Source organism: Pseudomonas sp. Au-Pse12 (assembly GCF_021341665.1).
Lineage (GTDB): Bacteria > Pseudomonadota > Gammaproteobacteria > Pseudomonadales > Pseudomonadaceae > Aquipseudomonas.
In genome coordinates this window covers 227,772-251,259 of record NZ_JAJTTH010000004.1, presented here as the reverse complement: position 1 = coordinate 251,259, position 23,488 = coordinate 227,772, and the positions used below count along the sequence as shown (strand labels likewise).

Annotated in this window: 20 protein-coding genes; 10 read left to right on the top strand and 10 right to left on the bottom strand. The window is 63.7% G+C overall.

Annotation, left to right across the window (positions count from 1 at the left end; translation table 11 throughout):
• Positions 1-168: 168 nt before the first annotated feature.
• Positions 169-1,719, bottom strand: a complete 1,551-nt coding sequence (gene pdxR / locus LXM55_RS12930; protein ID WP_233320728.1) for a MocR-like pyridoxine biosynthesis transcription factor PdxR — start codon at positions 1,717-1,719, stop codon at positions 169-171.
• Positions 1,720-1,821: 102 nt separating this feature from the next.
• Here pdxR and LXM55_RS12925 point away from each other — a divergent pair, with 102 nt between their 5' ends.
• The 3 genes from LXM55_RS12925 to LXM55_RS12915 are packed head-to-tail and all read left to right on the top strand — an operon-like array spanning position 1,822 to position 3,612.
• A complete protein-coding gene (locus tag LXM55_RS12925) occupies positions 1,822-2,445 on the top strand; it encodes an FMN-binding negative transcriptional regulator (protein WP_233320727.1) in 624 nt (207 codons plus the stop codon).
• Between the two features lie 29 nt (positions 2,446-2,474).
• A complete protein-coding gene (locus LXM55_RS12920; RefSeq protein WP_233320726.1) occupies positions 2,475-2,921 on the top strand; it encodes a GNAT family N-acetyltransferase in 447 nt (148 codons plus the stop codon).
• 19 nt (positions 2,922-2,940) lie between these two features.
• A complete protein-coding gene (locus LXM55_RS12915) occupies positions 2,941-3,612 on the top strand; it encodes a GNAT family N-acetyltransferase (RefSeq protein ID WP_233320725.1) in 672 nt (223 codons plus the stop codon).
• Between the two features lie 65 nt (positions 3,613-3,677).
• Here the strand turns inward: LXM55_RS12915 and LXM55_RS12910 are convergent, their stop codons facing one another.
• Positions 3,678-4,577 carry a homocysteine S-methyltransferase family protein gene (locus LXM55_RS12910; RefSeq protein WP_233320724.1) on the bottom strand — a complete coding sequence of 300 codons (900 nt, stop codon included), beginning with the start codon at positions 4,575-4,577 and terminating at the stop codon, positions 3,678-3,680.
• A gap of 110 nt (positions 4,578-4,687) precedes the next feature.
• On the opposite strand from LXM55_RS12910, the gene LXM55_RS12905 reads away from it, so the two are divergent.
• Positions 4,688-5,509 carry an ABC transporter substrate-binding protein gene (locus LXM55_RS12905; RefSeq protein WP_233320723.1) on the top strand — a complete coding sequence of 274 codons (822 nt, stop codon included), beginning with the start codon at positions 4,688-4,690 and terminating at the stop codon, positions 5,507-5,509.
• Positions 5,506-6,342, top strand: coding sequence for an amino acid ABC transporter permease (locus LXM55_RS12900; protein ID WP_233320722.1), 837 nt, complete (start codon positions 5,506-5,508; stop codon positions 6,340-6,342). The genes LXM55_RS12905 and LXM55_RS12900 overlap by 4 nt, the downstream gene beginning before the upstream one ends.
• Positions 6,343-6,384: 42 nt before the next feature.
• On the opposite strand, the gene LXM55_RS12895 is transcribed toward LXM55_RS12900, so the two are convergent.
• From LXM55_RS12895 to LXM55_RS12880, 4 genes are all read right to left on the bottom strand, one after another.
• Positions 6,385-6,696 (bottom strand): helix-turn-helix domain-containing protein, encoded by a 312-nt coding sequence (locus LXM55_RS12895; RefSeq protein WP_233320721.1) that lies wholly within the window; start codon positions 6,694-6,696, stop codon positions 6,385-6,387.
• The gene (locus LXM55_RS12890) at positions 6,693-7,967 is read right to left on the bottom strand and encodes a type II toxin-antitoxin system HipA family toxin (protein WP_233321034.1); all 1,275 of its coding nucleotides are present in this window, start codon (positions 7,965-7,967) and stop codon (positions 6,693-6,695) included. Before LXM55_RS12890 ends, LXM55_RS12895 begins: the two co-directional genes overlap by 4 nt.
• 271 nt (positions 7,968-8,238) lie before the next feature.
• On the bottom strand, positions 8,239-10,047 hold the full coding sequence (oadA, locus tag LXM55_RS12885) for a sodium-extruding oxaloacetate decarboxylase subunit alpha (RefSeq protein ID WP_233320720.1): 1,809 nt from the start codon (positions 10,045-10,047) through the stop codon (positions 8,239-8,241).
• Positions 10,048-10,147: 100 nt separating this feature from the next.
• On the bottom strand, positions 10,148-11,563 hold the full coding sequence (locus LXM55_RS12880) for an acetyl-CoA carboxylase biotin carboxylase subunit (protein ID WP_092317858.1): 1,416 nt from the start codon (positions 11,561-11,563) through the stop codon (positions 10,148-10,150).
• A 190-nt stretch (positions 11,564-11,753) separates the two neighbouring features.
• On the opposite strand from LXM55_RS12880, the gene LXM55_RS12875 reads away from it, so the two are divergent.
• On the top strand, positions 11,754-12,716 hold the full coding sequence (locus LXM55_RS12875; protein WP_233320719.1) for a LysR family transcriptional regulator: 963 nt from the start codon (positions 11,754-11,756) through the stop codon (positions 12,714-12,716).
• Here the strand turns inward: LXM55_RS12875 and LXM55_RS12870 are convergent.
• The 3 genes from LXM55_RS12870 to LXM55_RS12860 all read right to left on the bottom strand — a co-directional run bounded on the left by LXM55_RS12870 (position 12,658) and on the right by LXM55_RS12860 (position 16,939).
• On the bottom strand, positions 12,658-12,870 hold the full coding sequence (locus LXM55_RS12870) for a PA3496 family putative envelope integrity protein (RefSeq protein WP_233320718.1): 213 nt from the start codon (positions 12,868-12,870) through the stop codon (positions 12,658-12,660). The two genes, LXM55_RS12875 and LXM55_RS12870, sit on opposite strands and share 59 nt — an antisense overlap.
• A gap of 170 nt (positions 12,871-13,040) precedes the next feature.
• Positions 13,041-13,907 carry a transcriptional regulator HexR gene (gene hexR / locus LXM55_RS12865; protein ID WP_233320717.1) on the bottom strand — a complete coding sequence of 289 codons (867 nt, stop codon included), beginning with the start codon at positions 13,905-13,907 and terminating at the stop codon, positions 13,041-13,043.
• Positions 13,908-14,074: 167 nt separating this feature from the next.
• Positions 14,075-16,939 (bottom strand): GGDEF and EAL domain-containing protein, encoded by a 2,865-nt coding sequence (locus LXM55_RS12860; protein ID WP_233320716.1) that lies wholly within the window; start codon positions 16,937-16,939, stop codon positions 14,075-14,077.
• A 247-nt stretch (positions 16,940-17,186) separates the two neighbouring features.
• Between LXM55_RS12860 and uvrD the strand changes: the two genes are divergently transcribed.
• From uvrD to LXM55_RS12840, 4 genes are all read left to right on the top strand, one after another.
• Entirely contained in the window at positions 17,187-19,370 is a 2,184-nt protein-coding gene (gene uvrD / locus LXM55_RS12855; RefSeq protein ID WP_233320715.1) for a DNA helicase II, read from the top strand.
• A 39-nt stretch (positions 19,371-19,409) separates the two neighbouring features.
• Positions 19,410-19,850 (top strand): EamA family transporter, encoded by a 441-nt coding sequence (locus LXM55_RS12850; protein WP_233320714.1) that lies wholly within the window; start codon positions 19,410-19,412, stop codon positions 19,848-19,850.
• A 179-nt stretch (positions 19,851-20,029) separates the two neighbouring features.
• Positions 20,030-20,905 carry a Tim44 domain-containing protein gene (locus tag LXM55_RS12845; protein ID WP_233320713.1) on the top strand — a complete coding sequence of 292 codons (876 nt, stop codon included), beginning with the start codon at positions 20,030-20,032 and terminating at the stop codon, positions 20,903-20,905.
• 136 nt (positions 20,906-21,041) lie between these two features.
• Entirely contained in the window at positions 21,042-21,449 is a 408-nt protein-coding gene (locus LXM55_RS12840; protein WP_011064330.1) for an SMI1/KNR4 family protein, read from the top strand.
• A 54-nt stretch (positions 21,450-21,503) separates the two neighbouring features.
• On the opposite strand, the gene LXM55_RS12835 is transcribed toward LXM55_RS12840, so the two are convergent.
• Positions 21,504-23,267, bottom strand: coding sequence for a cation:proton antiporter (locus LXM55_RS12835; RefSeq protein WP_233320712.1), 1,764 nt, complete (start codon positions 23,265-23,267; stop codon positions 21,504-21,506).
• Positions 23,268-23,488: the final 221 nt, after the last annotated feature.

Sequence of the window (23,488 nt, the reverse complement as noted above, 5' to 3'; positions counted from 1 at the left end):
CCGCTTCGCGGCCGAGCGGGAGCAAGCTCCCTCGCCACAAACAAGCAGTGCGCGCCACCACCTGTGGCGAGCGAGCTTGCTCGCGCTGGATGGCGCAGCCAGCCCAAGACCGGCAGCGCCTTTCTATCTGAAACACCGCGATAGCCGGTTTTACGACCGCTGCGCCGCTCAAACCCGCCAGGCCTGGCGCAAACGGCCCAGCGCAGCCTGGATATCGGCTTCGGGCACCGCGGCAAAACCCAGCACCAGCCCGGCCCGCTGGTCCTCGGGCAAGCGGGTTTGCGGCAGCCAGTAAGTGCTCAGGCCATTGACCTCGACATCGACACTGGCCGCCTGCTCCAGCAGTTGCTGCTCGCGGGCCAGGCTGTCCACACGCAATGTCAGGTGCAGCCCGGCAGCCACTGTGGGCAGCGGCCCGACGCCATCGATTGCCTGGGGCCAACCGGCAAGCAAGGTGTTGAGTCGGCTCAGGGCCGCCCGGCGCATGCGCCGGATATGCCGCTGGAAGTGCCCGGCGGCCATGAACTCGGCCATCACCGCCTGGGTGCTGACTTCGGAATGGCGCACATCCACCGCCCGACGCTGGGCGAAGGGCTGGACCAGGCCCGGCGGCAACACCAGGTAGCCCAGGCGCAGCGCCGGGAACGCGATCTTGCCGAAGGTGCCGACGTAGATCACCCGCCCCTGGCGGTCCAGCGCCGCCAGCGGGGCCAGGGGCGCGCCGCTGTAGCGGTATTCGCCGTCGTAGTCGTCCTCGACGATCCAGCCCCCGCTGCGCTCGGCCCAGGCCAGCAGCTCCAGGCGCCGGGCCAGGCTCATGATCACCCCGGTGGGGTACTGATGGGACGGGGTGACATAGGCCAGGCGGCAGTGCTCCAGCTGCTCCAACTGACGGCAGTCGATGCCCTCCTGGTCCACCGCCACGCCCTGCAATTGCGCACCGGCCAGGGCGAAGGCATGGCCGGCGGCCCGGTAGCCGGGGTTTTCCACAGCCACCCGGTCGCCCGGCTCCACCAGCAGCTGTGCACAAAGGCTGATGCCCTGTTGCGCGCCACTGGTGATCACAATTTGTTCAGCGCTGCAGTGCAATCCCCGGGCACTGCGCAGGTAAGCGGCGATCAGGCTACGCAGGCGCGGGTCGCCCGCCGAGTCGCCATAACACAGCTGGCTGAGGTCGGGCCTGCGCCAGAAAGCCGTATTCAGCTTGGCCCAGACCTCGAACGGGAACAGATCGAAGGCCGGCACACCAACCCGAAACGCCTTCGGCGGCCCCTTGGGCGGAGTACTCAAATGATGGCTTTGCAGGCGTTGCCAGCCGCTGCTGTGGATAACTTTACTGGATGCATCACCAGTTATTTCGGCCGATTTTGTGGATAAACCTGTGGGTAAGCCTGTTGACAACCCTGTGGATACTTTTGTGGATAGTTTTTTGATGGGCAACCGGGTTTCCGGCAATTGGGCCACATAGGTGCCATCGCCGACCCGCCCTTCGATAAAGCCCTCGGCATACAGCTGGTCGTAGGCGCGCACCACGCTGTTGCGGGAAATCTCCAGGGCGGCGGCCAGGTCGCGGCTGGCCGGCAAGCGCGTGCCGCTGGCCAGGCGCCCGTCCAGCACACGCTGGCGCAAGGCCTGGTACAGCTGGCGGCTAAGGCCCTGGCGGCGATCCAGCTGGATCCCGGCAGGGTTGAAAGACAGCGGAGGCAAAGCACTGTTCATCGAGGCGCCCCTGGGATTGGACCCACAAAATTGACCAAAGATGGCTCTTACAACGAACCATTAGCCTGCCTAGGATGCAGCCACTCGCCAAGGATTTTTTCCATGTACCTACCTCGCGCTTTCGTTGATGAAGACCTCACCCGCCTGCAGGGCGTGATCCAGCACAGCCGTCTGGCGACCCTGGTGACCTGGGGCGCCCTGGGCCTGCAAGCCAGCCACGTGCCGCTGCTGCTGGATCCCGCACAGGGCGCCAATGGCACCCTGTATGGGCACCTGGCCAAGGCCAACCCGCAGTGCGCCGAGCTGGCCAGTGGCGCCGAGGCGCTGCTGATCTTCATGGGCGAGGATGCCTATGTCAGCCCCTCGTTCTATCCGAGCAAGGCCGAACACGGCAAAGTGGTGCCCACCTGGAATTACGTGGCGGTGCACGCCTATGGCCAGCCCGAGGTCTTCACCGATCCGCAGCGCCTGCTGCAGGTGGTCGAGGGCCTGACCGGCCGTCACGAAGCCGGCCGCCAACAACCGTGGCAGGTGGCCGACGCCCCGGCCGACTACATCGACGGCATGCTCAAAGCGATTGTCGGTTTCGCCCTGCCGATCCAGCGCCTGGAAGGCAAGCGCAAGCTCAGCCAGAACCGCAGCGCCGAGGACATCGCCGGGGTCCGCGAAGGCCTGGCGGCCAGCACCGACCTGCGTGACCAGCAACTGTCTCAACTGATGGGCTGAGGCCCACCCAGAACAATAAAGGAGCTTTCATGAGCCAGATCCAGATCCGCCCCGTTACCGCCGCCGACCACGCCGCCTGGCTGCCGTTGTGGCAGGCCTACCTGCGCTTCTACGAAACCGAACTGCCGGACGCGGTGACCCAAAGCACCTGGCAGCGTTTGCTCGATGCCCGCGAACCGACCCACGCCGCCCTGGCCTGGGACGGCGAGCGCGCCGTGGGCCTGGTGCACTTCATCTACCACCGCTCCAACTGGAGCATCGAGAACGCCTGCTACCTGCAAGACCTGCTGGTCGCCCCGGACCTGCGCGGCACCGGTGTCGGCCGCCAGTTGATCGAGTTCGTCTACACCCAGGCGAAACAGGACGGTTGTGCCAAGGTGCATTGGCTGACCCACGAAACCAATGCCACGGCCATCCAGCTGTATGAGCGCATTGCCGAGCGCCCGGGCTTCATCCAGTTCCGCAAACCCCTCTGAATTGCCAAGGAGCCACTGCATGTCGATTTCTCTCGCCGATTGGAAAGGCGTCCCCGCCCCTTCGGCCACCCTGCTTGAAGGGCGCTTCATCCGTTTGGAAAGGCTCGACCCGGCGCGCCACGGCGATCAGCTGTTCCAGGTGCTGCAAGGCCCCGACGCCGACCCGGTGCTGTGGAACTACCTGCCTTACGGCCCCTTCCCCGAGCGCGCGGCGTTCGATGCCTGGCTCGGTAACCACGCCCTTGCCAGCGATCCGTATTTCTTCACCGTGATCGACCGCGCCAGTGGCCGGGCCCAGGGCCTCATCAGCCTGATGTCCATCGTCCCGGCCCAGGGCCGCATCGAAATCGGCCACGTCACCTTCGGCGCGCCGATGCAGCGCTCGCCCAAGAGCACCGAGGCGGTGTACCTGCTGGCCAAGGAAGCCTTCGCCCTGGGCTACCGGCGCCTGGAGTGGAAGTGCAACAACGCCAACGCCCGCTCGCGCTATGCCGCCGAGCGTTTGGGTTTCAGCTTCGAGGGTGTGTTTCGCCAGCACATGGTGGCCAAGGGGCAGAACCGCGATACCGCATGGTTCTCGATTCTGGACGGGGAATGGCCGGCGATTGCCAAGGGCTTCGAGCAATGGCTCAGCGATGAGAACCAGAGCGGTTCGGGGCAGCTCAAGTCTCTGGCGGAGTGTCGCGGGTAACGGGAGGTTCGCCGGCAAGCCGGCTCCTACGGACCTGTGTAGGAGCTGGCTGGCCAGCAAAGACGTCAGCCCAGCTTCTGCGCCAACACCGCAATGTGCTCCGGGCCGATGCCGCAGCAACCGCCAACATGGCTGGCACCGCGCTGGTGCCAGTCCGCCACCCATTGCAGGTAACCCGGCGGGTCCAGGTCTTCGCGCAGCGGGCACAGGCCATCGTTGGCGGTGGCATCCTCGGGCTGCGGCGGGAAGGCGTTGGCGTACACGCCAATATGGATCTGCACACCCAGGCGCTCGAAGGTCTCACGGGCCGCATCCACCGCCGCACCAATCACTTCCGGCTGGCTGCAGTTGAACAGCAGGGTCTGCACGCCCAGTTGCGCCGCCACCGCCGCCGCGTCAGTCACCGGCTCGCCGGAACGCAGGCGCGGCACTTCATCGACGTCTTCATCCTTCAAGGTGAAGGACAGCCAGAACGGCTTGCCGTCCTTGGGCAGGCCCGCGTGAATGGCCCGCGCTTCGGCGATCGAGCTTTGGGTTTCTGCGAGCCACAGGTCGACGAAAGGCGCCAGCCCTTTAACCAGCGGGCTCAGCACTTCCTCGACCCGGGACGCATCGAACAGATCCGGGCGATAGGAGCCAAATAGCGGCGGCAACGAACCCGCCACCCGCACCGGCTTGCCGGAAGCCTCCACCGCGCGGCGCGCCAGCTCACCGGCCAGGGCCGCCAGGGCCTGGCCTTCAGCGGCAAAGCGCTCTTCACCGATGTGGAACGGCACCACGGCGTAGCTGTTGCTGGTGATCACGTTGGAACCGCTGGCGATATAGGACGCATGCACCGCCTCCACCGCCTGGGGGTCCTCGCTCAACGCCAGGGCTGACCACTCGGGCTGCCGGAACGGCGCACCACGGCGCTGCAACTCACGACCCATACCGCCATCCAGAATTACCGTGCTACCTGCGCCCATATGCTTTTTACTCATATGCTTATGAAAATAACTCACTACCGGAGTCGTTCTTATAACTATTAAATACGCACCATTCAGTTAATAACAACTCTTTTTCAGTCAGGATTCCGATGAATTTCAAACCGCTGCTGGCCCTCGGCCTGACCCTTCTCGCCACCTCCTCCCAAGCCTTCGCCGGCGCCACCCTGGAGCGCATCGAGCAGAAAAAGGAACTGGTCGGGGTGCTGATGGAAAGCTACCCACCCTTCTCTTTCCTCAATGAGCAGAACCAGCTGGACGGCTTCGACGTCGACGTGGCCAAGGCCGTGGCCGACAAGCTCGGGGTCAAGCTGCGCCTGGAAACCCCGTCCTGGGACGTGATCGCCGCCGGGCGCTGGAGCGGGCGCTACGACATCTGCATCTGCTCCATGACCCCAAGCAAGGCGCGCGCCGAGGTCTTCGATTTCCCGGTGCAGTACTACGCCTCGCCGGCGGTGATCGTGGTCAACGCCAAGGATGAGCGGATCCACGGCGCCAAGGACCTGAGCGACAAGAAGGTCGGCCTCACCGCCGCCTCCAGCTACGAGAGCTACCTGAACAAGAACCTGGTGATCGAAGGCGCTGAAGACACCCGGCTGCAATACCCCTTCGAGAACGTGCAAATCGCCCCCTACGACACCGACAACGTGGCCTTCCAGGACCTTGGCCTGGGCCCGGGCGTGCGCCTGGATGCGATCCTCACCAACCTGGTCACCGCGCAACCGCGGCTGACCCAGGATGCGCGCTTCAAGCTGGCCGGCGAGCCGCTGTACGCCGAGCCCAACTCGGTGGCCATCGAGAAAGGCGATGCGCAGTGGAATGCCAAGGTGCGTGAAGTCTTCGCTCAACTGAAGCAGGACGGCACCCTGAGCAAGCTATCGCAGAAATGGATCGGCGCCGACATCAGCCAATGACTGCCTACACGCCACCGCCGCAGCCACCGCAACCGGTGGCTGAACCGCTGCTCAAGCGCCTGCTGGATTTTCGCAGCCGCCTGTACCTGACCTGGGCGGCGCTGCTGGGGCTGTTCGCCAGCTTCTTCCTGAGCTTCGACCTGAAGTTCTCGATCATCCTCGACAAGCTGCCAAACCTGCTGGGCCTGCACCTGTCCCCCAGCGGCTTTCTCCAGGGCGCGGCGCTGACCCTGTTCCTCTGCGCCTGCGCCATCGTCGCCTCATCGCTGCTGGGCTTTGTCACCGCCCTGGCGCGCCTGTCGTCCAGCGCCGTGGCGTTCGGCATCGCCAGCTTCTACGCCTCGTTCTTTCGCGGCACGCCGCTGCTGATCCAGATCCTGCTGATCTACCTCGGCCTGCCGCAACTGGGCCTGGTGCCAGGCGCCATCACCGCCGGGATCATCGCCCTGTCGCTGAACTACGGCGCCTACCTCAGCGAGATCTTCCGTGCCGGCCTCCTCGGCGTGCCCCACGGCCAGCGCCAGGCCGCCCTGGCCCTGGGCATGAGCGACAGCGTGATCTTCTGGCAGGTGACCCTGCCCCAGGCCATGCGCACCATCATTCCGCCGGCCACCAACCAGTTCATCTCGATGCTCAAGGATTCGTCGCTGATCTCGGTGATGGGGGTCTGGGAAGTGATGTTCCTGGCCCAGTCCTATGGCCGCTCCAGCTACCGCTACATCGAGATGCTGAGCACCGCGGCGCTGATCTACTGGTTGCTGTCCATCGGCCTGGAACTGATCCAGGCGCGGATGGAAAGGCATTACGGCAAGGGTTACGCCAAGCGCGGCTGAGGCTCAGGCGAGCGCCGAAGGCCCGGGGGCACCCGGGCGCCTCTACGAGCGCTCAGGCTCATCGAGCAGCGAACGGGCACGGCTGGTCTTCTGCACTTTCACCACCCCCATCTGCAGGCCGAACGGCTTGAACACCGCCGTCAATGACTTGAGGGTCGGGTTGCCGTCACCGTGTTCGATGTGGATCAGGGTGCGCAGGGAAATCCGACACATGCGGGCGAACTGGTGCTGGTGCAGCCCCGTGACTTCAGTGCGCAGGCGCTTGACCGCCTCGCCGATCGGCAGGCGACCGGCCGCCATTTCCTGCTGGATGTCGTCGATCAGGGCCCCGCGTTCTTCCAGCGTCATGTTCATCGCAATCCCCACTCCTGCAGGCGTCGGTCCAGGTGGCGCAAGTGAATGCGCGGGTGATTCAAGGTGGCCTCGGGCAAGCCGCCGGCACTCAGCAGGTCCGGCAGGGCCCGCAGTTGTTCGGCATCCGCGCGCAGGCGCGTGAGGGCGGCCTCGGGGTCGAGCAGCGGCTTGAGGCTGGCGCACACCAGGCGCCAGTCGACGTCACCAGCCACTTCCATGCGCCCGGGCCATTTGGTGGTGCGGGCAATCCCCTCGTCATCCATGACCTTGGGCGCCAGGTCATGGATCGGCGCCAGGCGCACCCCAGCCTCAGTGCGCAGCACCGAAAGCGCGCGGCCATGATTGTCGGTGTTGCCGAGGATCCTGTTGAGCAGGTCGCGCCGCAGGTAGTCCGCCACCAGCTCGGGGATCGACGCCTCCTGGCCAGTGGCGCGCCACAGTTCGGCGAGGATCCCCAGGACCTCGGTATGGCGCATGCCTTGGCCATGGCCCACCAGCCCTGCCAGGGAATAGATCGACTCCACCGCCAGACGCTCGACCCCGGCGGGTGTCCGCCGACGGTCAAAACGCTGCATCCACAGGCTTGGCCGACGCCCCTCTTCCAGCGCCAGCCCGGGCACCGGTAACGTCTCGATACCCAGCTGCTGCAGCGCCCGGTAGTAATGGAACTCGCTTCTGAGCATGTCGCAGGCGTTCGGCGAAGCCGGGTTACGGGGGAACTTCACCCACCAGTGACGCGTTGCCGAAGCGTCGTCGAGCAGCGCATCGGGGTACAACAAGCCCTCGCGGTTTTCTGTCAGCAACAGCTTGGGCGCTTCTTCGCCGAGGCTCGCCGTGCCACCAAAGGCCGCCGCCTGCTCGTGGGCGTATTCCAGAAAACGGTTATCCAGGGTCACCACCTGTTCCCGGGTGAAACCCAGGGCCGGACGCCTGTGCAGCCCTGCCAGGGACTCCTTGATCCGCAGGTGGCCAATGGGCGCCGCGGTGCTTCGGGCCAGGAGGAACAACTCGCTGCCCATGCCATCGGGCCGCTCGTGGCCAATCTGCCGGAGCAAAAAGCGGCGCGCCGCCGGCGTGGCGACCAGGTCATAAAGAAAGGCCGGCGCCCGGTCTTCTCGCCAGGGCTCCCAGCCCAAGGGTATCTGCGCACTGACCGAGCGACTCAGCGGGCTGGCAACCGCGTCCAGGTTGTCCACCAGGTACTGCGGGACATAACCAAAGCTGCAAGGGCTGGCAAAGCCCGCTTCGGGGTTGTCGAAACTCAGGGTCATGGCATCGCTCCACGCCCCTGCGCCGTAGAGCTGCAACGTCAGCCGGAGCATTGGGTTACCTGCAATTTGATGCGTTTCAATAGACGTTCCGACTCAATTATCTGCGCATTATATTGCAGTTTCTTCCAGGCTACCGAACCAATAAGTGCATCAAAGTACACTTATATAAATTTTCTCATCTCAAAAATGCATTAAATGACACTTCATAAAAGCAAAAAAAAGGGGAGCCGTAGCTCCCCCGAGGTAAACCGTTGCAGATGAGGGCCTGAACTCAGCCCTCGATTTCGATCAGGATTTCGCCCGGGTTGACCCGGTCGCCCTTGGCCACATGAATCGCCACGACCTTGCCGGCGATCGCCGCCTGGACTTCGGTTTCCATCTTCATGGCTTCGGTGATCAGCACTGCCTGGCCGGCCTTGACCGTGTCGCCTTGCTTGACCAGCACATCGACGATGTTGCCCGGCATGGTGGTGCTGACATGGCCCGGCGCGCTGGCCTGCTTGCGCTTGCTGCCACCGCCGCCGACGAACTCGTTGAGCGGCTCGAACACCACTTCTTCCGGCATGCCGTCGATGGACAGGTAGAAGTGGCGCTTGCCTTCGGCCTTGACCCCGACACCGGTGATGTCGACGCGGTAGGTTTCGCCGTGGACGTCGATGACGAACTCGGTAGGCACGCCTTCACCGCCCGGCTTGCTGACGCCGCCGGCTTCAGGGATCGGCAGCAACGCTTCCGGAACCAGGGTGCCGGCCTCACGCTCTTCGAGGAACTTGCGCCCGATGTCCGGGAACATGGCGTAGGTCAGCACGTCTTCTTCGGAGTGCGCCAGGGCGCCGATGTCGCCGCGCAGCTTGGTCATTTCCGGCTTCAGCAGGTCGGCCGGACGCACGTCGATCACGTCTTCGCTGCCAATGGCCTGGCGCCGCAGGTTTTCGTCCACCTGGCCCGGGGCCTTGCCGTAGCCGCCCTGCAGGTAGAGCTTCACTTCGTTGGTGATGGTCTTGTAGCGCTCGCCGGCCAGGACGTTGAAGAACGCCTGGGTGCCAACGATCTGCGAGGTCGGGGTCACCAGCGGCGGGTAGCCCAGGTCGTGACGCACCCGCGGGATCTCCGCCAGCACTTCGCCCATGCGGTTCAGCGCGCCCTGCTCTTTCAACTGGTTGGCCAGGTTGGAAATCATCCCGCCCGGCACCTGGTTGACCTGCACCCGGGTATCGACCGCGGTGAACTCGCTTTCGAACTGGTGGTACTTCTTGCGCACGGCGTAGAAGTACAGGCCGATTTCCTGCAGCAGCTCCAGGTCCAGGCCGGTGTCGAATTCACTGCCTTTGAGGGCCGCGACCATGGACTCGGTGCCCGGGTGGCTGGTGCCCCAGGCGAAACTGGAGATGGCGGTGTCGATATGGTCGGCGCCGTTCTCGATGGCCTTGAGCTGGCACATCGCGGCCAGGCCGGCGGTGTCGTGGGAGTGGATGAACACCGGCAGCGACAGCTCGGCCTTCAGCGCCTTGACCAGCTCGCCGGTGGCGTAAGGGGTCAGCAGGCCGGCCATGTCCTTGATCGCGATCGAGTCGCAACCCATGGCTTCCATCTGCTTGGCCTGGGCCACGAAGGCCTCGATGGTGTGCACCGGGCTGGTGGTGTAGGCGATGGTGCCCTGGGCGTGCTTGCCGGCGGCCTTCACCGCCTCGATGGCGACCCGCAGGTTACGCACGTCGTTCATGGCGTCGAAGATGCGGAACACGTCGATGCCGTTGACCGCGGCCTTGGCCACGAAGGCCTTGACCACGTCGTCGCTGTAGTGGCGATAGCCCAGCAGGTTCTGCCCGCGCAGGAGCATTTGCAGGCGGGTGTTGGGCAGCGCCGCGCGCAGTTTGCGCAGGCGCTCCCAGGGGTCTTCCTTGAGGAAGCGCACGCAGGCGTCGAAAGTGGCGCCGCCCCAGACTTCCAGCGACCAGTAGCCGACTTTGTCGAGCTTGTCGCAGATCGGCAGCATGTCTTCGGTGCGCATGCGGGTCGCCAGCAGCGACTGGTGGGCGTCACGCAGGATGGTGTCGGTAACGAAGATCTTTTTAGTCATTGGTATCTCCTCATGGCGGCAAGCTCCAAGCCACAAGCCACCAGTAAAAGCCGATTGGCTGTTACTTGCCGCTTGCCGCTAAAAGCTTGCAGCTGCTTATTCATAGGCCTGCGTGGGCGGCGATGGCGGCGGCGATGGCCAGGGCCAGCTCTTCGGGTTTGCGCTTGATCGAGTAGTTGGTCAGTTCCGGGTGGCTCTCAACGAAGCTGGTGTTGAACTGACCGCTACGGAATTCCGGATTGCGCAGGATTTCCTGGTAGTAGGCGGCGGTGGTCTTGACCCCTTGCAGACGCATGTCGTCGAGGGCGCGCAGGCCACGGTCCATCGCTTCTTCCCAGGTCAGGGCCCAGACCACCAGCTTCAGGCACATGGAGTCGTAGAACGGCGGAATGGTGTAGCCGGTGTAGATCGCCGTGTCGGTGCGCACGCCGGGGCCGCCGGGGGCGTAGTAGCGGGTGATCTTGCCGAAGCTGGGCAGGAAGTTGTTCTTCGGGTCCTCGGCGTTGATCCGGAACTGCAGGGCAAAGCCACGGTGGTGGATGTCTTCCTGCTTCACCGACAGTGGCAGGCCCGAGGCGATGCGGATCTGCTCGCGAACGATGTCGATGCCGGTGATTTCCTCGGTGATGGTGTGTTCCACCTGCACCCGGGTGTTCATCTCCATGAAGTACACCTCGCCCTCGGCGAGCAGGAACTCCACGGTGCCGGCGTTCTCGTAGCCCACGGCCTTGGCCGCGCGCACCGACAGGTCGCCGATGTAGGCGCGTTGCTCGGGAGTCAGTTGCGGGCTCGGGGCGATCTCGATGAGCTTCTGGTTGCGGCGCTGGATCGAGCAGTCGCGCTCGAACAGGTGCACCACGTTGCCAAAGCTGTCACCGAGGATCTGCGCTTCGATGTGCTTGGGATTGACGATGCACTTTTCCAGGAACACTTCCGCCGAACCGAAGGCCTTGGTGGCTTCGGAAATCACCCGGGGGAAGGCCTGCTCCAGCTCTTCGCGGCTGTTGCAGCGGCGGATGCCGCGGCCGCCACCGCCGGAAGTGGCCTTGAGCATCACCGGGTAGCCAATGCGGTCGCCTTCGGCCAGGGCTTCGTGGATATCCGCCACGTTGCCTTCGGTGCCCGGGGTCACCGGCACGCCGGCCTTGATCATGCTGCGGCGGGCTTCGGTCTTGTCGCCCATGCGGCGGATGACTTCCGCCGACGGACCAATGAATTTAATTCCACGTTCGGCGCAGATGTCCGCCAGTTCGGCGTTTTCCGAAAGAAAACCATAGCCGGGATGCAGCGCATCACAGCCGGTTTCCACCGCCAGGTTCACCAGTTTGCGTGGGTTCAGGTAGCCGGCCAGCGGCTCGGCGCCAATGCTGTGGGCCTCATCCGCGCGCTTCACATGCAAGGCATGGCGATCGGCGTCGGAGAAGATCGCTACCGAACGGATGCCCATTTCCGCGCAGGCACGCACGATTCGTACGGCGATCTCGCCACGGTTGGCGATCAGGATCTTTTTTATCACTTGGAGGTTCCCTTGAGCCGTTGAAACAAACGACCCGCTAGACCGAGTCGGCGCGTGACCAAATGTTTCAAGTCAGTCGCCGCGTCACACTAGCTCCGAAGAGGGATTAACAAAAATCAATAATTATTGGGTTGGGCATAAGTAAAGACTTATAGTCATGCCACCAGCCCCAGGCGCGAGCACTCTAGAAATGCGTAAGTCCTTGATGAGACTGACATTGCGTCAGTTGCAGATTTTCAATGAAGTCTGCGATCTACGCTCCTACAGCCGCGCCGCCGATGAGATGAATCTCACCCAGCCGGCGGTCAGCCTGCAGATCCGTCAGCTGGAGGAGCTGATCGGCCAGCCGCTGTTCGATTACGTCGGCAAGAAGCTCTACATGACTGAAGCCGCCGAAGCCCTGCAACGGGCCAGCCGGGACATTTTCGGGCGCCTGGAAAACCTCGACATGCAGCTCTCGGACATGCAGGGCTCGCTGCAGGGCCAGCTCAAGCTGGCGATCGAGTCCAGCGCCAAGTACTTCGTGCCGCACCTGTTCGCCGCCTTCAAGCGCCAGCACCCGGAAGTGCACCTGCAACTGACCGTGGTCAACCGCGCCCAGGTGATCCGCCGGCTCTCGGACAACCGTGACGACCTGGTGATCATGTCCATGGTGCCCCAGGACATGGAGCTGGAATTCCTGCCCTTCCTCAACAACCCGATCGTCGCCGTGGCCCCGCCGGAACACCCCTTGAGCCACCTGGGCCCGCTGCGCCTGCAGGACCTGGAGCCTTACACCCTGGTGCTGCGCGAGCAGGGCTCGGGCACGCGGCTGGCCTGCGAGGAGTACTTCAAGGAGAAGCGCGTGCACTTCACCCAGATCCTCGAAGTGTCGTCGGCCGAGGCCCAGCGTGAGTGCGTGCGGGCAGGCCTGGGCGTGGCCTTGCTGACGCGCCACGCCCTGAACCTTGAGTTGGCGACCGGCGGGCTGGTCGAGTTGCCGGTCGAAGAGCTGCCATTGCTGCGCAGCTGGTGCCTGGTACAGGCCAGAGCCAAACGCCTGTCACCGGTAGCGCATGCGTTCCTGGGGTTCATCCGCAGCGAACGGGTACAGATCAGCGGGCTGGTTGAACGCTTCGACGGGAAGCCGCGGGGGCTGCCTGCCAGTAATTGACGGCATCCAGCTCGGGGTAGTCGTTGATTTCCTGTTGCAACTGACGCAGCTCGAAGCGGTGTTCGATCGCACGACGAAATTCCATGCGGCGCTGGTCTTCCTGCTGACGACGGGTCTTGACTGCGCTGTTGCTCTCTTCGTAAGGCCGGGCCATTTCGAGTCTCCCAATGCGAGTACGGAAGCTTCACGATGGACGTCGGCGGTTACGGTTTGGCGGCGGGTCGGTTACAGGACGATGAACATTCACAGCGCCTGCCTATGCAGGAGCTGGCTTGCCAGCGAGCGATGCACAACCCAGGGGCCTCATCACCGGCCAGAGATACTTCAGTCGTCCAGGGCTTTGACCGACTTGGGCGACAGGCGCAGGCTGCGCAAGCTGCGCTTGACGCTCTTGAGGTGGTTCACCAGGCTCGGGCCGCGAGCCATGGCCACGCCCATTGCCAGCACGTCGATCACCACCAGGTGAGCGATACGCGAGGTCAGCGGGGTGTAGATCTCGGTGTCTTCGTGGACGTCGATGGCCAGGTTGACCGTGGACAGCTCGGCCAACGGCGTCTGGCTCGGGCACAGGGTGATCAGCGAGGCGCCGCTTTCGCGCACCAGGTTGGCGGTGATCAGCAGGTCCTTGGAACGCCCGGACTGAGAGATGCAGATCGCCACGTCGGAAGGCTTCAGGGTCACCGCCGACATCGCCTGCATGTGCGGGTCGGAATAGGCCGCCGCGGTCAGCAGCAGGCGAAAGAATTTGTGCTGAGCGTCCGCCGCCACCGCGCCCGAAGCGCCAAAGCCATAGAACTCGACGCGCTGGGCTTGGGACATGGCGGTCACCGCCTGCTGCAAGGCCACCGGATCGAGCTTCTCGCGAACCTCCATCAGGGTATGCAGGGTGGTGTCGAAGATCTTCAGGCTGTAGTCGGCGACGGAGTCGTCTTCATGAATCGCGAACTGGCCGAAGCTGGCCCCGGCCGCGAGGCTCTGCGCCAGCTTGAGCTTGAGGTCCTGGAAACCGGAGCAACCGATGGCCCGGCAGAAACGCACGATGGTCGGTTCGCTGATGCCCACGCTGTGGGCCAGGTCCGCCATGGAACTGTGCATCACGGCCGCAGGATCAAGGAGCACGTGATCGGCGACCTTGAGTTCCGATTTGCGTAACAAATGACGTGACTGGGCGATGTGCTGCAACAGGTTCAAAGGGCTGGACTCATTGTTATTGGCTGACGCCGGGGATGTAGCAAGCTTGTAGTTATACTACAGGAATCGTCTTTTTGCCTGCCCAATGCATCACGAAGTTGCCTGCTCGCCCCCCATTTTCAGCTGGGTACGACTTATGTAGCCGTTACGGCAGGTATCACCGGCGGCTACCGGCCCTGGACCTGCAACAGCCGTGCGAGGCCTTCGGCAGCCACCGGGCGGCTGATCAGGTAGCCCTGCACTTCGTCGCACTGTTCCGCCCTGAGGAACGCCAGCTGCGCCGGGTCTTCCACCCCTTCGGCCACCACTTTCAACGACAGCCCGTGAGCCATGGCGATGATCGCCCGGGTAATCGCCGCATCCTCACCGCCCTCGGCCAGGCCGCGAATGAAGGCCTGGTCGATCTTCACGTAGTCCACCGGAATCCGCTTGAGGTAGCTCAGGGACGAATAGCCGGTGCCGAAGTCGTCGATGGCCAGCTTGACCCCCAGGTCGCGCAGCTGCTGGAAGGTCGCGATGATGTGCTCGACACTGTCGAGCAGCTGGCTTTCGGTCAGCTCCAGTTCGAGAAAGTGCGGTTCCAGGCCGGTTTCCTCCAGCACCTGGCGCACCAGGCTCACCAGCTTGCCCTGGCGCAGCTGATACACCGACAGGTTGACCGACACGCGGATCGGCTCCAGGCCCTGGCGCTGCCATTCACAGGCTTGCCGGCAAGCCTGGCGCAACACGAACTCGCCGATGGGGCCGATCAGCCCGGTTTCTTCCGCAAGACCGATGAAGTCCCCCGGTGGCACCCGCCCCATGACCGGATGATCCCAGCGCACCAGCGCCTCGGCGGCATTCAGGCGGCCGCTGGCCAGGCACAGCTTGGGTTGGTAGAAAACCGTCAACTGGTCCTCTTCGATGGCCTTGCGTAGCTGGTTCTCCAGTTGCAGACGCTCCAGGGTGCTGGCTTGCAGGCTCTCGGTATAGAACTGGAAATTGTTGCCGCCCAGGTGCTTGGCGTGGGCCATGGCCATGTTTGCCTGGCTGACCAGGGCGGCAATCTCCCGAGCACTGTCCGGCAGCATGCTGATGCCCATGGAGGCGCTGACCACCAGTTCATGGCCTTCGACAGTAATCGGCAGGCGCAGCTTGCTCAGCAGCCGGGTGGCGACCCGGGTCAGGCTCGACAGGCTGCCATAGGCGTCGAACAGTACGGCGAATTCATCCCCGGACAGCCGGGCGATGGTGTCGGCTTCCGGCAAGGCACTGACCAACCGCCGGGCCATTTTCTGCAGCAACTGATCGGCCACTTCATGGCCGAGGCTGTCATTGAGCAGCTTGAAGCGATCCAGGTTGATGTGCAGCAGCGCCAGGCTACGGCCCCCCTGGCGCACGCGCTGATGGGCCTCGCGCAGGCGTTCGCGAAACAGCGAGCGGTTGGCCAGCCCGGTGAGTTCGTCGTAATGGGTGAGGTAGCGCATGCGCTCCTCGGACTCGCGCCGAGCGGAAAGATCGGCGAAGAAGCCCACGATATGGCGGATTTTCCCCCGCCGATCGCGCACTACATTCAATTGCAACCACTGCGGATAGAGCTCGCCGTTCTTGCGCGTTTCCACCAGCTCGCCTTGCCAGCTGCCGTGCTGCTCCAGGGCCTGATGAATCATCGGATAGTGGCGACGGGCGTCGCGGCTGCAAGACAGCTCCACCACGTTGCGCCCGAGCATGTCTTCGATCTGGTAGCCGGTGACCTGGCTGAAGGCCTGGTTGGCGGCGATCAGGGCGTAATCGGGGTCGAGAATGACGATGCCTTCGCTGGCCGCCTCGAACACCGTGGCCGCCAGGTTGCGCTGAACCTCCAGCTCCTTGTCGGCACTGATATCGCGCCGGGTGCCGACCATGCGCAGCACCCGGCCGTCGGCGGCGCGCTCCACCGCCCGGCCGCGGTCCTCGATCCACACCCAGTGGCCAGCGCCATGGCGCACCCGGTATTCCACCTGATAATCGTCGCTGCGGCCCTTGAGGTGCTCCACCAGGGCACGCTTGAGCAGGGGCAGGTCCTCGGGGTGCAGGCGCGGCTTGAGGTGGCTGAGCATGGCCGTGACCTCTTCCGGCTCCAGGCCGAACAGCTCCCTGATCTGGGTGTGATGGACCTCGTCGGTCTGCAGGTTCCAGTCCCACAGCCCCAGTTCGCTGGCGTTCAAGGCCAGGGCCAGGCGCGCCTCGCTCTTGCTCAGGGCCTGGTTGGCCGCATCCAGTTCCAGGCTGCGCTGGGCCACCCGCTGCTCCAGCCCGGCCTGGGCTTCACGCAGTAGCTCCTCGGCGCGCCGGCGCTGCTCGACCTCCCGCGCCAGCTCACGATTGAGCTGCTCGCTGCGGCCCTGGGCATCCTGCAGGTGCTCGATCAGGGCCTGGTTCTGAAAACGCCGCAGCAAGCCGCGCTGGAGCAGGCGGTTGACCTGCCAGGCCACCACGCTGAGCGACACCAGCAGGATCAGCCCGAGCCAGCCCCAGCCGCGCTGCTGATCGTCGCCGCCCCAGAACAGATAGGCGATGGCCGGCAACAGGCACGGCAAGGTAAAGGAAAGAAAGGCCTGCAGGCTCACCGCATAGGCCACGCTGGCCGACAGAATGGCCGCGCCGATCAGGCCGAAGACCCAGGCCTGCTGCAGGAAACTGTCGGTGGGCACCAGGGCGATGCCGGCGCAGGCCAGGGTCAGGCCACTGACCGCCGAGCCCAGGAGAAACATCCGCTGCCACACCGGCTGCGCCTGACGGCTGGGAATTGCCGAATCAAAGGCCGCGACCTGGATCACCCGCAAGGCCACCAGGGCCAGCAGCCAGACCATCCACACGCTGAGCAGCAAATAGCGCGCCGGGCTCCAGAGCAGCCAGGTACACACCAGGCCGTTGAGCAACATGAACAAGGTCGGCAGCAACGAGCCCTGATACAGCAAGCGCGTGCGCTCCACTGCCATCTCCACGGCGTAGTGCTGGCGGATGACCCGGGGCTCCACAAAGGGCCCGGACAGGTCGGGATTAAGTGTCATAGGCAGTGTTCTTATAATGGTTGAGCCCGAAACGTCGCCGGAGCATACACAAGCAAAGCCGCGAGCCAAACTGCTCCAGGTCATAAAATCAATAAAACCGGATGGCCCGGCCCAGGCCCTGAAAGTCTCCGGACGAGAAGCACCAATGGCTGCGGCCTTTGACCAACCGGTCGTCACCAGCAGCTGTTTTATCGGCTAATGCAAAGCCGGGTTTGCCCGGGGTGGCGCGGCCCCCTAGAATGCCCCGATGCGCGATGATCTCTCCCTCCTGTTGAACTCCCTCAACGATGCCCAACGCCAGGCCGTAGCCGCCTCCGTGGGTCGTCAGTTGGTCCTGGCCGGTGCTGGCTCCGGCAAAACCCGTGTGCTGGTGCACCGTATCGCCTGGTTGATCCAGGTCGAGAACGCCTCGCCCCACTCGATCCTGTCGGTGACCTTCACCAACAAGGCGGCGGCCGAAATGCGCCACCGCATCGAGCAATTGCTGGGCATCAACCCGGCGGGCATGTGGGTGGGCACCTTCCACGGCCTGGCTCACCGCCTGCTGCGGGCCCACTGGCAGGAAGCCGGCCTGAGCCAGACCTTCCAGATCCTCGACAGCGACGACCAGCAACGCCTGGTCAAGCGGGTGATCCGCGAGCTGGGCCTGGACGAGCAACGCTGGCCAGCCCGCCAGGCCCAGTGGTTCATCAACGGGCAGAAGGACGAAGGCCTGCGCCCGCAACACATCCAGGCCAGTGGCGACCTGTTCCTGGCCACCATGCGCAGCATCTATGAGGCTTACGAGGCCGCCTGCCTGCGCGCCGGAGTCATCGATTTCTCCGAGCTGCTGCTGCGCGCCCTGGACCTGTGGCGCGACCATCCGGGCTTACTGGCGCATTACCAGAAGCGCTTCCGCCATGTGCTGGTGGACGAGTTCCAGGACACCAACGCCGTGCAGTACGCCTGGTTGCGGCTGCTGGCCCAGGGCGGCGACAGCCTGATGGTGGTGGGCGACGACGACCAGTCGATCTACGGCTGGCGCGGGGCGAAAATCGAGAACATCCACCAGTATTCCGCCGACTTCCCGGACACCGAAGTGATCCGCCTGGAGCAGAACTACCGCTCCACCGCCGGCATCCTCAAGGCCGCCAACGCCCTGATCGCCAACAATACCGGGCGCCTGGGCAAGGAGCTGTGGACCGACGGCGGCGATGGCGAAGCCATCAACCTGTACGCCGCCTTCAACGAGCACGATGAAGCCCGCTATGTGGTGGAAACCATCGAGAGCGCGCTGAAGACTGGCATGGCCCGCAGCGACATCGCCATTCTCTACCGCTCCAACGCCCAGTCCCGGGTGCTGGAAGAGGCCCTGCTGCGCGAGCGCATTCCGTACCGCATCTATGGCGGCCAACGCTTCTTCGAGCGGGCCGAGATCAAGAACGCCATGGCGTACCTGCGCTTGCTGGAAGGCCGTGGCAACGACGCGGCCCTGGAGCGGGTGATCAACGTTCCGGCGCGCGGCATCGGCGAGAAAACCGTCGAAGCCATCCGCGAACATGCGCGCCACAGCGACGTATCAATGTGGGAAGCCATGCGCCAGCTGGTGGCCAATAAAGGCCTGACCGGTCGCGCCGCAGGCGCCCTCGGGGCCTTTATCGAACTGATCGAGAACCTCGCCGCCAAGACCCTGGAAATGCCCCTGCACCTGATGACCCAGACGGTGATCGAGCAGTCCGGGCTGATCGCCTACCACGAAGCGGAAAAAGGCGAGAAAGGCCAGGCCCGGGTGGAAAACCTTGAGGAACTGGTGAGCGCCGCGCGCAACTTCGAAAACAGCGAAGAAGACGAGGACCTGACGCCGCTGGCGGCCTTCCTCGGCCACGCTTCCCTGGAGGCCGGAGATACCCAGGCCGACGAACATGAAGACAGCGTGCAACTGATGACCCTGCACAGCGCCAAGGGCCTGGAGTTCCCCTATGTGTTCCTGGTGGGCATGGAAGAAGGCCTGTTCCCGCACAAGATGAGCCTGGAAGAGCCCGGCCGCCTTGAGGAAGAACGGCGCCTGGCCTATGTCGGCATTACCCGGGCGATGCAGAACCTGGTGATGACCTACGCGGAAACCCGTCGCCTGTACGGCAGCGAAACCTACAACAAGGTGTCGCGCTTCGTACGCGAGGTGCCCAAGGGTCTGATTCAGGAAGTGCGTTTGTCCAACAGCGTCAGCCGGCCTTTCGGCGGTGGCCAGTCGCAGAGCACCAGCAGCCTGTTTGGCGGCAGCGAGATTCCGGACACTGGCCTGAGCCTGGGCCAGACGGTGCGGCACTCGGTGTTCGGAGACGGGGTGATCCTCAATTTCGAAGGCGCCGGTGCCCAGGCCCGGGTCCAGGTCAACTTCAGCGAAGGCAGCAAATGGCTGATGCTCGGCTACGCCAAGCTGGAAGCCATCTAACCCCCGACCGTAGGTCAGTGCAGAAAAGGCAGCGCGAACATGGGTTCAGGCTTTTTTTCCTCGTGGACATTCTGGGCGCTGTTGTCGGCAACTTTCGCGGCGTTGACGGCGATCTTCGCCAAAGTCGGGATAGAAAATGTCAATTCCGACTTCGCCACCCTGCTGCGCACCGTGGTGGTCCTGGTCAGCCTGGCCTTGATTTTGTACGCAACGGGCCAATATCAGTCCCTGGGATCGATTTCCGCCAAGAGCTATCTGTTCCTGCTGCTCTCGGGGCTGGCCACCGGGGCCTCCTGGCTGTGCTATTTCCGCGCCCTGAAACTGGGCCCGGCCTCCCTGGTGGCACCGGTGGACAAGCTTAGCGTGGTGTTCGTCGCGATCATCGGCGTGTGCCTGCTGGGGGAGAAGCTCGACCTGCGACAGTGGGGCGGAATCGGTTTGATCAGCGCCGGCGTGGTGCTGCTAGCCCTGCGCCGCTGACGGCTTTCGGGCGGAACCAAAGCCACGTCCTTGCGGACAAAAACCTATCGGCGAGCATGCCTCCTGACGAAGCTGAACCGAGCCTGTCAGGCAAAAGCCCGAAACATTATGCCGCTCGCCACTGACACTTCACCTGTGCAATATGGCGCGCGTGCCATCCACAAATGGGAACCCCCTTTATGAAACGTTTTCTTAGCATCGCCATGGCGCTGTGCATCGGCCTGACGATGAGCCTCGACGCCAACGCCAAGCGCTTCGGTGGCGGCAAAAGCGCCGGCGCTGCCCCGACCCACCAAACTCGCCAGGCGGCCCCGGCCACTCCGGGCGCGCCTGCCGCTGCAGCCACCGCTGGCGCAGCCGGTGCCGCGGGTGCCGCAGCCAAGGCCGGTGGTGCTTCGCGCTGGCTCGGCCCTCTGGCCGGCATCGCGGCCGGTGGCCTGCTGGCCTCCATGTTCATGGGCGGCGGCTTCCAGGGCATGCAGATCTTCGACATCCTGATCATGGCGGTCATCGCCTTCGTGATCTTCCGCTTCATCGCCGCGCGTCGTCGCAAGCAGCAGGAGCAGTTCGCTCCAGCTGGCCATGCGCCCATGCAGCGTGAGGCTTTCGAACCTCAGCAGCCTGCCGGTGGCTCGATCTTCGGTGGCTCGGCAGCCCCTGCCGCGCGTCCGGTGATCAACGCGCCGGCCTGGTTCAACGAAGAGCGCTTCATTGAAGCCGCGCGCAGCCACTTCCAGTCCCTGCAGCAACACTGGGACGCCAACGAAATGGACAAGATCGCCGAGTTCGTGACCCCGCAGATGCTGCAGTTCCTCAAGCAGGAACGTGCCGATCTGGGCGACGGCTTCCAGTCGACCTACATCGATAACCTGCAAGTACAGCTGGAAGGCGTGGATGACCGTGCCGACAAGACCATCGCCACCCTGACCTTCAGCGGTGTGTCGAAGACCTCGCGCTTCGACCAGGGCGAAGTGTTCAGCGAAAGCTGGAACATGGAGCGCGCCCAGGGCGACAACCAGCCATGGCTGGTCGCAGGTATCCGCCAGAACGGCTGATTCATTCTGCTGTCACAGCTGTAAGGCAAAACCCCGACTCAGGTCGGGGTTTTGCATTTCACGATTGCACTTATAGCGAGCTACTGTATAAACCGCCGTCAAATAACCGCGCCATAGAGCTAAGAGGACCCAGGCCGTGGAAGAAGTCATCGAACAACTCCGAGAAGCCAACGAACCGGTACCCGTCCCCCTGGAACTGCCGGACGAAGATCAGCTGGTGGAAATTGAGGAACAACTGTTCATCAATATTCCGTTCGTCTTCAAGGAGTTCCTGTTGACGGTCAGCGATGTGGTGTACGGCAGCCTGGAACCTGTAACCGTTACCGACCCGCAATCCCACACCTACCTGCCGGAAGTGGCCGCGACCGCCTGGGACATGGGCGTGCCGCGCGAGCTGATTCCGATCTGCCAGGACGGCGACGACTACTACTGCGTCGAGGAAGACGGCACCGTGGTGCTGTGGTCCGGCGAAGAAGAGCTGATCACCGAGGAATCCTGGGAATCGGTGTGGCACTGGGCGCGGGACGTCTGGCTGGAAAGCTGAGCCCACCCCAGGTTTTGAACAGGCTCGCCGGCACCCTGCCGGCGAGCCGCAAGGTCAATGTCCACCGTTGTCCTTGCTGTGGTCGAAGGTCTCGATCAGTGCCACCTGCATCCGCGTGTGCACACGAATGAACCAGCGCCACAACACGGCCGCCACCGCCGCCGCCACTACGGCGATCAGCACCAGCAGCTCCAGGGTCGGCAGGATGCTCGACGACAAGGCCGCCAGCAGCAGGAAGATCACCAGCAACGAGAGGATCGGGATCACCTCGGCGATCACCCGACGCACCCGCTGGGTATGACGCCCGGCCATTTCCGCCTTGACCCCCATCTCCGCCAGCAACATCGACAGCGCCTTGAGCTTGCGATAGGCGGCAATCAGGAATGGCAGCGACAACAGCAGCGCCCCGCCCCAGATCAGCGCCTTCTGCCAGCTGGGTTCGCTGACCCAATCTTGCAGATAGGCGCCAATGCGCTTGGCGAAATAACCGCCGGAAAAGAAGATCGCCACCACCAGCGCCAGGTTCACCCCCACTTGCAGCAGGATCTTGCGGATCATCGACGCCAGCAGCGCGCCCTCGCCCTGAGGCTGGATGCTGCGCAGCCACTCGCCATACATCCCCAGCACCCGGCTCAGGCGCTGGGGCACAACCCCCGCCAGCTTCAGCGACAACGGGTCCGCGGCACGGATCAGGTAGGGCGTGAGCAAGGTGGTGATCGCGGAAACCGCGACCGCCACCGGGTAGAGGAAATCGCTGGTGACCTGCAAGGTCATGCCCAAGGCGGCAATGATGAAGGAAAACTCGCCAATCTGTGACAGGCCCATCCCCACTCGCAGGGAGGTACGTCCGTCATTGCCTGCGATAAAGGCGCCCATGCCGCAGGACAGCATCTTGCCCAGCACCACCGCCACCGTGATCACGGCAATCGGCCAGGCGTATTGCAGGAGGATCTGCGGGTCGATCATCAGGCCGATGGCGACGAAGAAGATCGCGCTGAACAGATCGCGAACCGGCTCGATCAGTTGCTCGATCTTCAGCAACTGGCGGGATTCGGCCATGATCGCACCGATCAAGAAGGCCCCCAGGACCATGCTGTACTCCAGCTTGACCACCAGCAGGCAGAAGCCGAAACACAGCCCCAGCACGGTGATCAGCAGCATCTCGTTGCTGTCGAACTTGGCCACGTAGGCCAGCAGGCGCGGCACCAGCAGGATGCCGACCACCAGGGCCACGATCATGAACAGCGAGAGCTTGCCGACCGTGGAAAACACCTCGCCGGAACTCACCGTGCCGCTGACGGCGATGCTCGACAGCAAGGCGATGATGCCAATGCCGAGGATGTCCTCGACGATCAGCACGCCGAAGATCAGCTGGGCAAAGCGCTCATTCTTCATCTTCAGGTCGTTCAGCGCCTTGACGATGATGGTGGTGGAGGAAATGGCCAGGATCGCCCCGAGGAACAGCGAATCCATGGTGCTCCAGTCGAACCAGCGGCCGATCTCGTAGCCGATCCAGATCATCAGGACGATTTCCAGGAACGCCGCGATGAACGCCGTAGCCCCGACCTTGAACAGTTTCCGCAGGCTGAATTCCAGCCCCAGGCAAAACATCAGGAAGATCACCCCGAGCTCGGCCAGGGTCTTGATCGTCTGTTCATCGTGGATCAGCCCGAAGGGCGGAGTGTGCGGGCCAATGATGAAGCCGGCGACGATGTAGCCCAGCACCACCGGTTGCTTGAGCCGGTGAAAGAGAATGGTCACCACACCGGCGACCAGCATGATCACGGCCAGGTCCTGAATGAAGCTGATGGCATGCATGGCCGGGGCTCTCCTTGAATGCTGGGCGGGTGTGATCGCCTAAAAAGAATATTCTGATCAGCCGAAAGATTTGTCCTGATGACTAGCGGAAAAAGCCCTGGAACGGGTGTTTTGCAGGTTAACACCGCGACTTCCGGCAGAAAGGCGGTGCAATATATGGAAACAGATCCACCGGAGCGTGACGGCACGACGCGGGCCGGCGTCCCGTTATCGATGGTTTG

Bases quoted from the DNA above. Each gene is read 5' to 3' on its own strand.
- pdxR (WP_233320728.1), bottom strand. From the start codon at position 1,719: ATGAACAGTGCTTTGCCTCCGCTGTCTTTCAACCCTGCCGGGATCCAG.
- LXM55_RS12925 (WP_233320727.1), top strand. From the start codon at position 1,822: ATGTACCTACCTCGCGCTTTCGTTGATGAAGACCTCACCCGCCTGCAG.
- LXM55_RS12920 (WP_233320726.1), top strand. From the start codon at position 2,475: ATGAGCCAGATCCAGATCCGCCCCGTTACCGCCGCCGACCACGCCGCC.
- LXM55_RS12915 (WP_233320725.1), top strand. From the start codon at position 2,941: ATGTCGATTTCTCTCGCCGATTGGAAAGGCGTCCCCGCCCCTTCGGCC.
- LXM55_RS12910 (WP_233320724.1), bottom strand. From the start codon at position 4,577: ATGGGCGCAGGTAGCACGGTAATTCTGGATGGCGGTATGGGTCGTGAG.
- LXM55_RS12905 (WP_233320723.1), top strand. From the start codon at position 4,688: ATGAATTTCAAACCGCTGCTGGCCCTCGGCCTGACCCTTCTCGCCACC.
- LXM55_RS12900 (WP_233320722.1), top strand. From the start codon at position 5,506: ATGACTGCCTACACGCCACCGCCGCAGCCACCGCAACCGGTGGCTGAA.
- LXM55_RS12895 (WP_233320721.1), bottom strand. From the start codon at position 6,696: ATGAACATGACGCTGGAAGAACGCGGGGCCCTGATCGACGACATCCAG.
- LXM55_RS12890 (WP_233321034.1), bottom strand. From the start codon at position 7,967: ATGACCCTGAGTTTCGACAACCCCGAAGCGGGCTTTGCCAGCCCTTGC.
- oadA (WP_233320720.1), bottom strand. From the start codon at position 10,047: ATGACTAAAAAGATCTTCGTTACCGACACCATCCTGCGTGACGCCCAC.
- LXM55_RS12875 (WP_233320719.1), top strand. From the start codon at position 11,754: ATGCGTAAGTCCTTGATGAGACTGACATTGCGTCAGTTGCAGATTTTC.
- LXM55_RS12870 (WP_233320718.1), bottom strand. From the start codon at position 12,870: ATGGCCCGGCCTTACGAAGAGAGCAACAGCGCAGTCAAGACCCGTCGT.
- LXM55_RS12860 (WP_233320716.1), bottom strand. From the start codon at position 16,939: ATGACACTTAATCCCGACCTGTCCGGGCCCTTTGTGGAGCCCCGGGTC.
- uvrD (WP_233320715.1), top strand. From the start codon at position 17,187: ATGCGCGATGATCTCTCCCTCCTGTTGAACTCCCTCAACGATGCCCAA.
- LXM55_RS12850 (WP_233320714.1), top strand. From the start codon at position 19,410: ATGGGTTCAGGCTTTTTTTCCTCGTGGACATTCTGGGCGCTGTTGTCG.
- LXM55_RS12845 (WP_233320713.1), top strand. From the start codon at position 20,030: ATGAAACGTTTTCTTAGCATCGCCATGGCGCTGTGCATCGGCCTGACG.
- LXM55_RS12835 (WP_233320712.1), bottom strand. From the start codon at position 23,267: ATGCATGCCATCAGCTTCATTCAGGACCTGGCCGTGATCATGCTGGTC.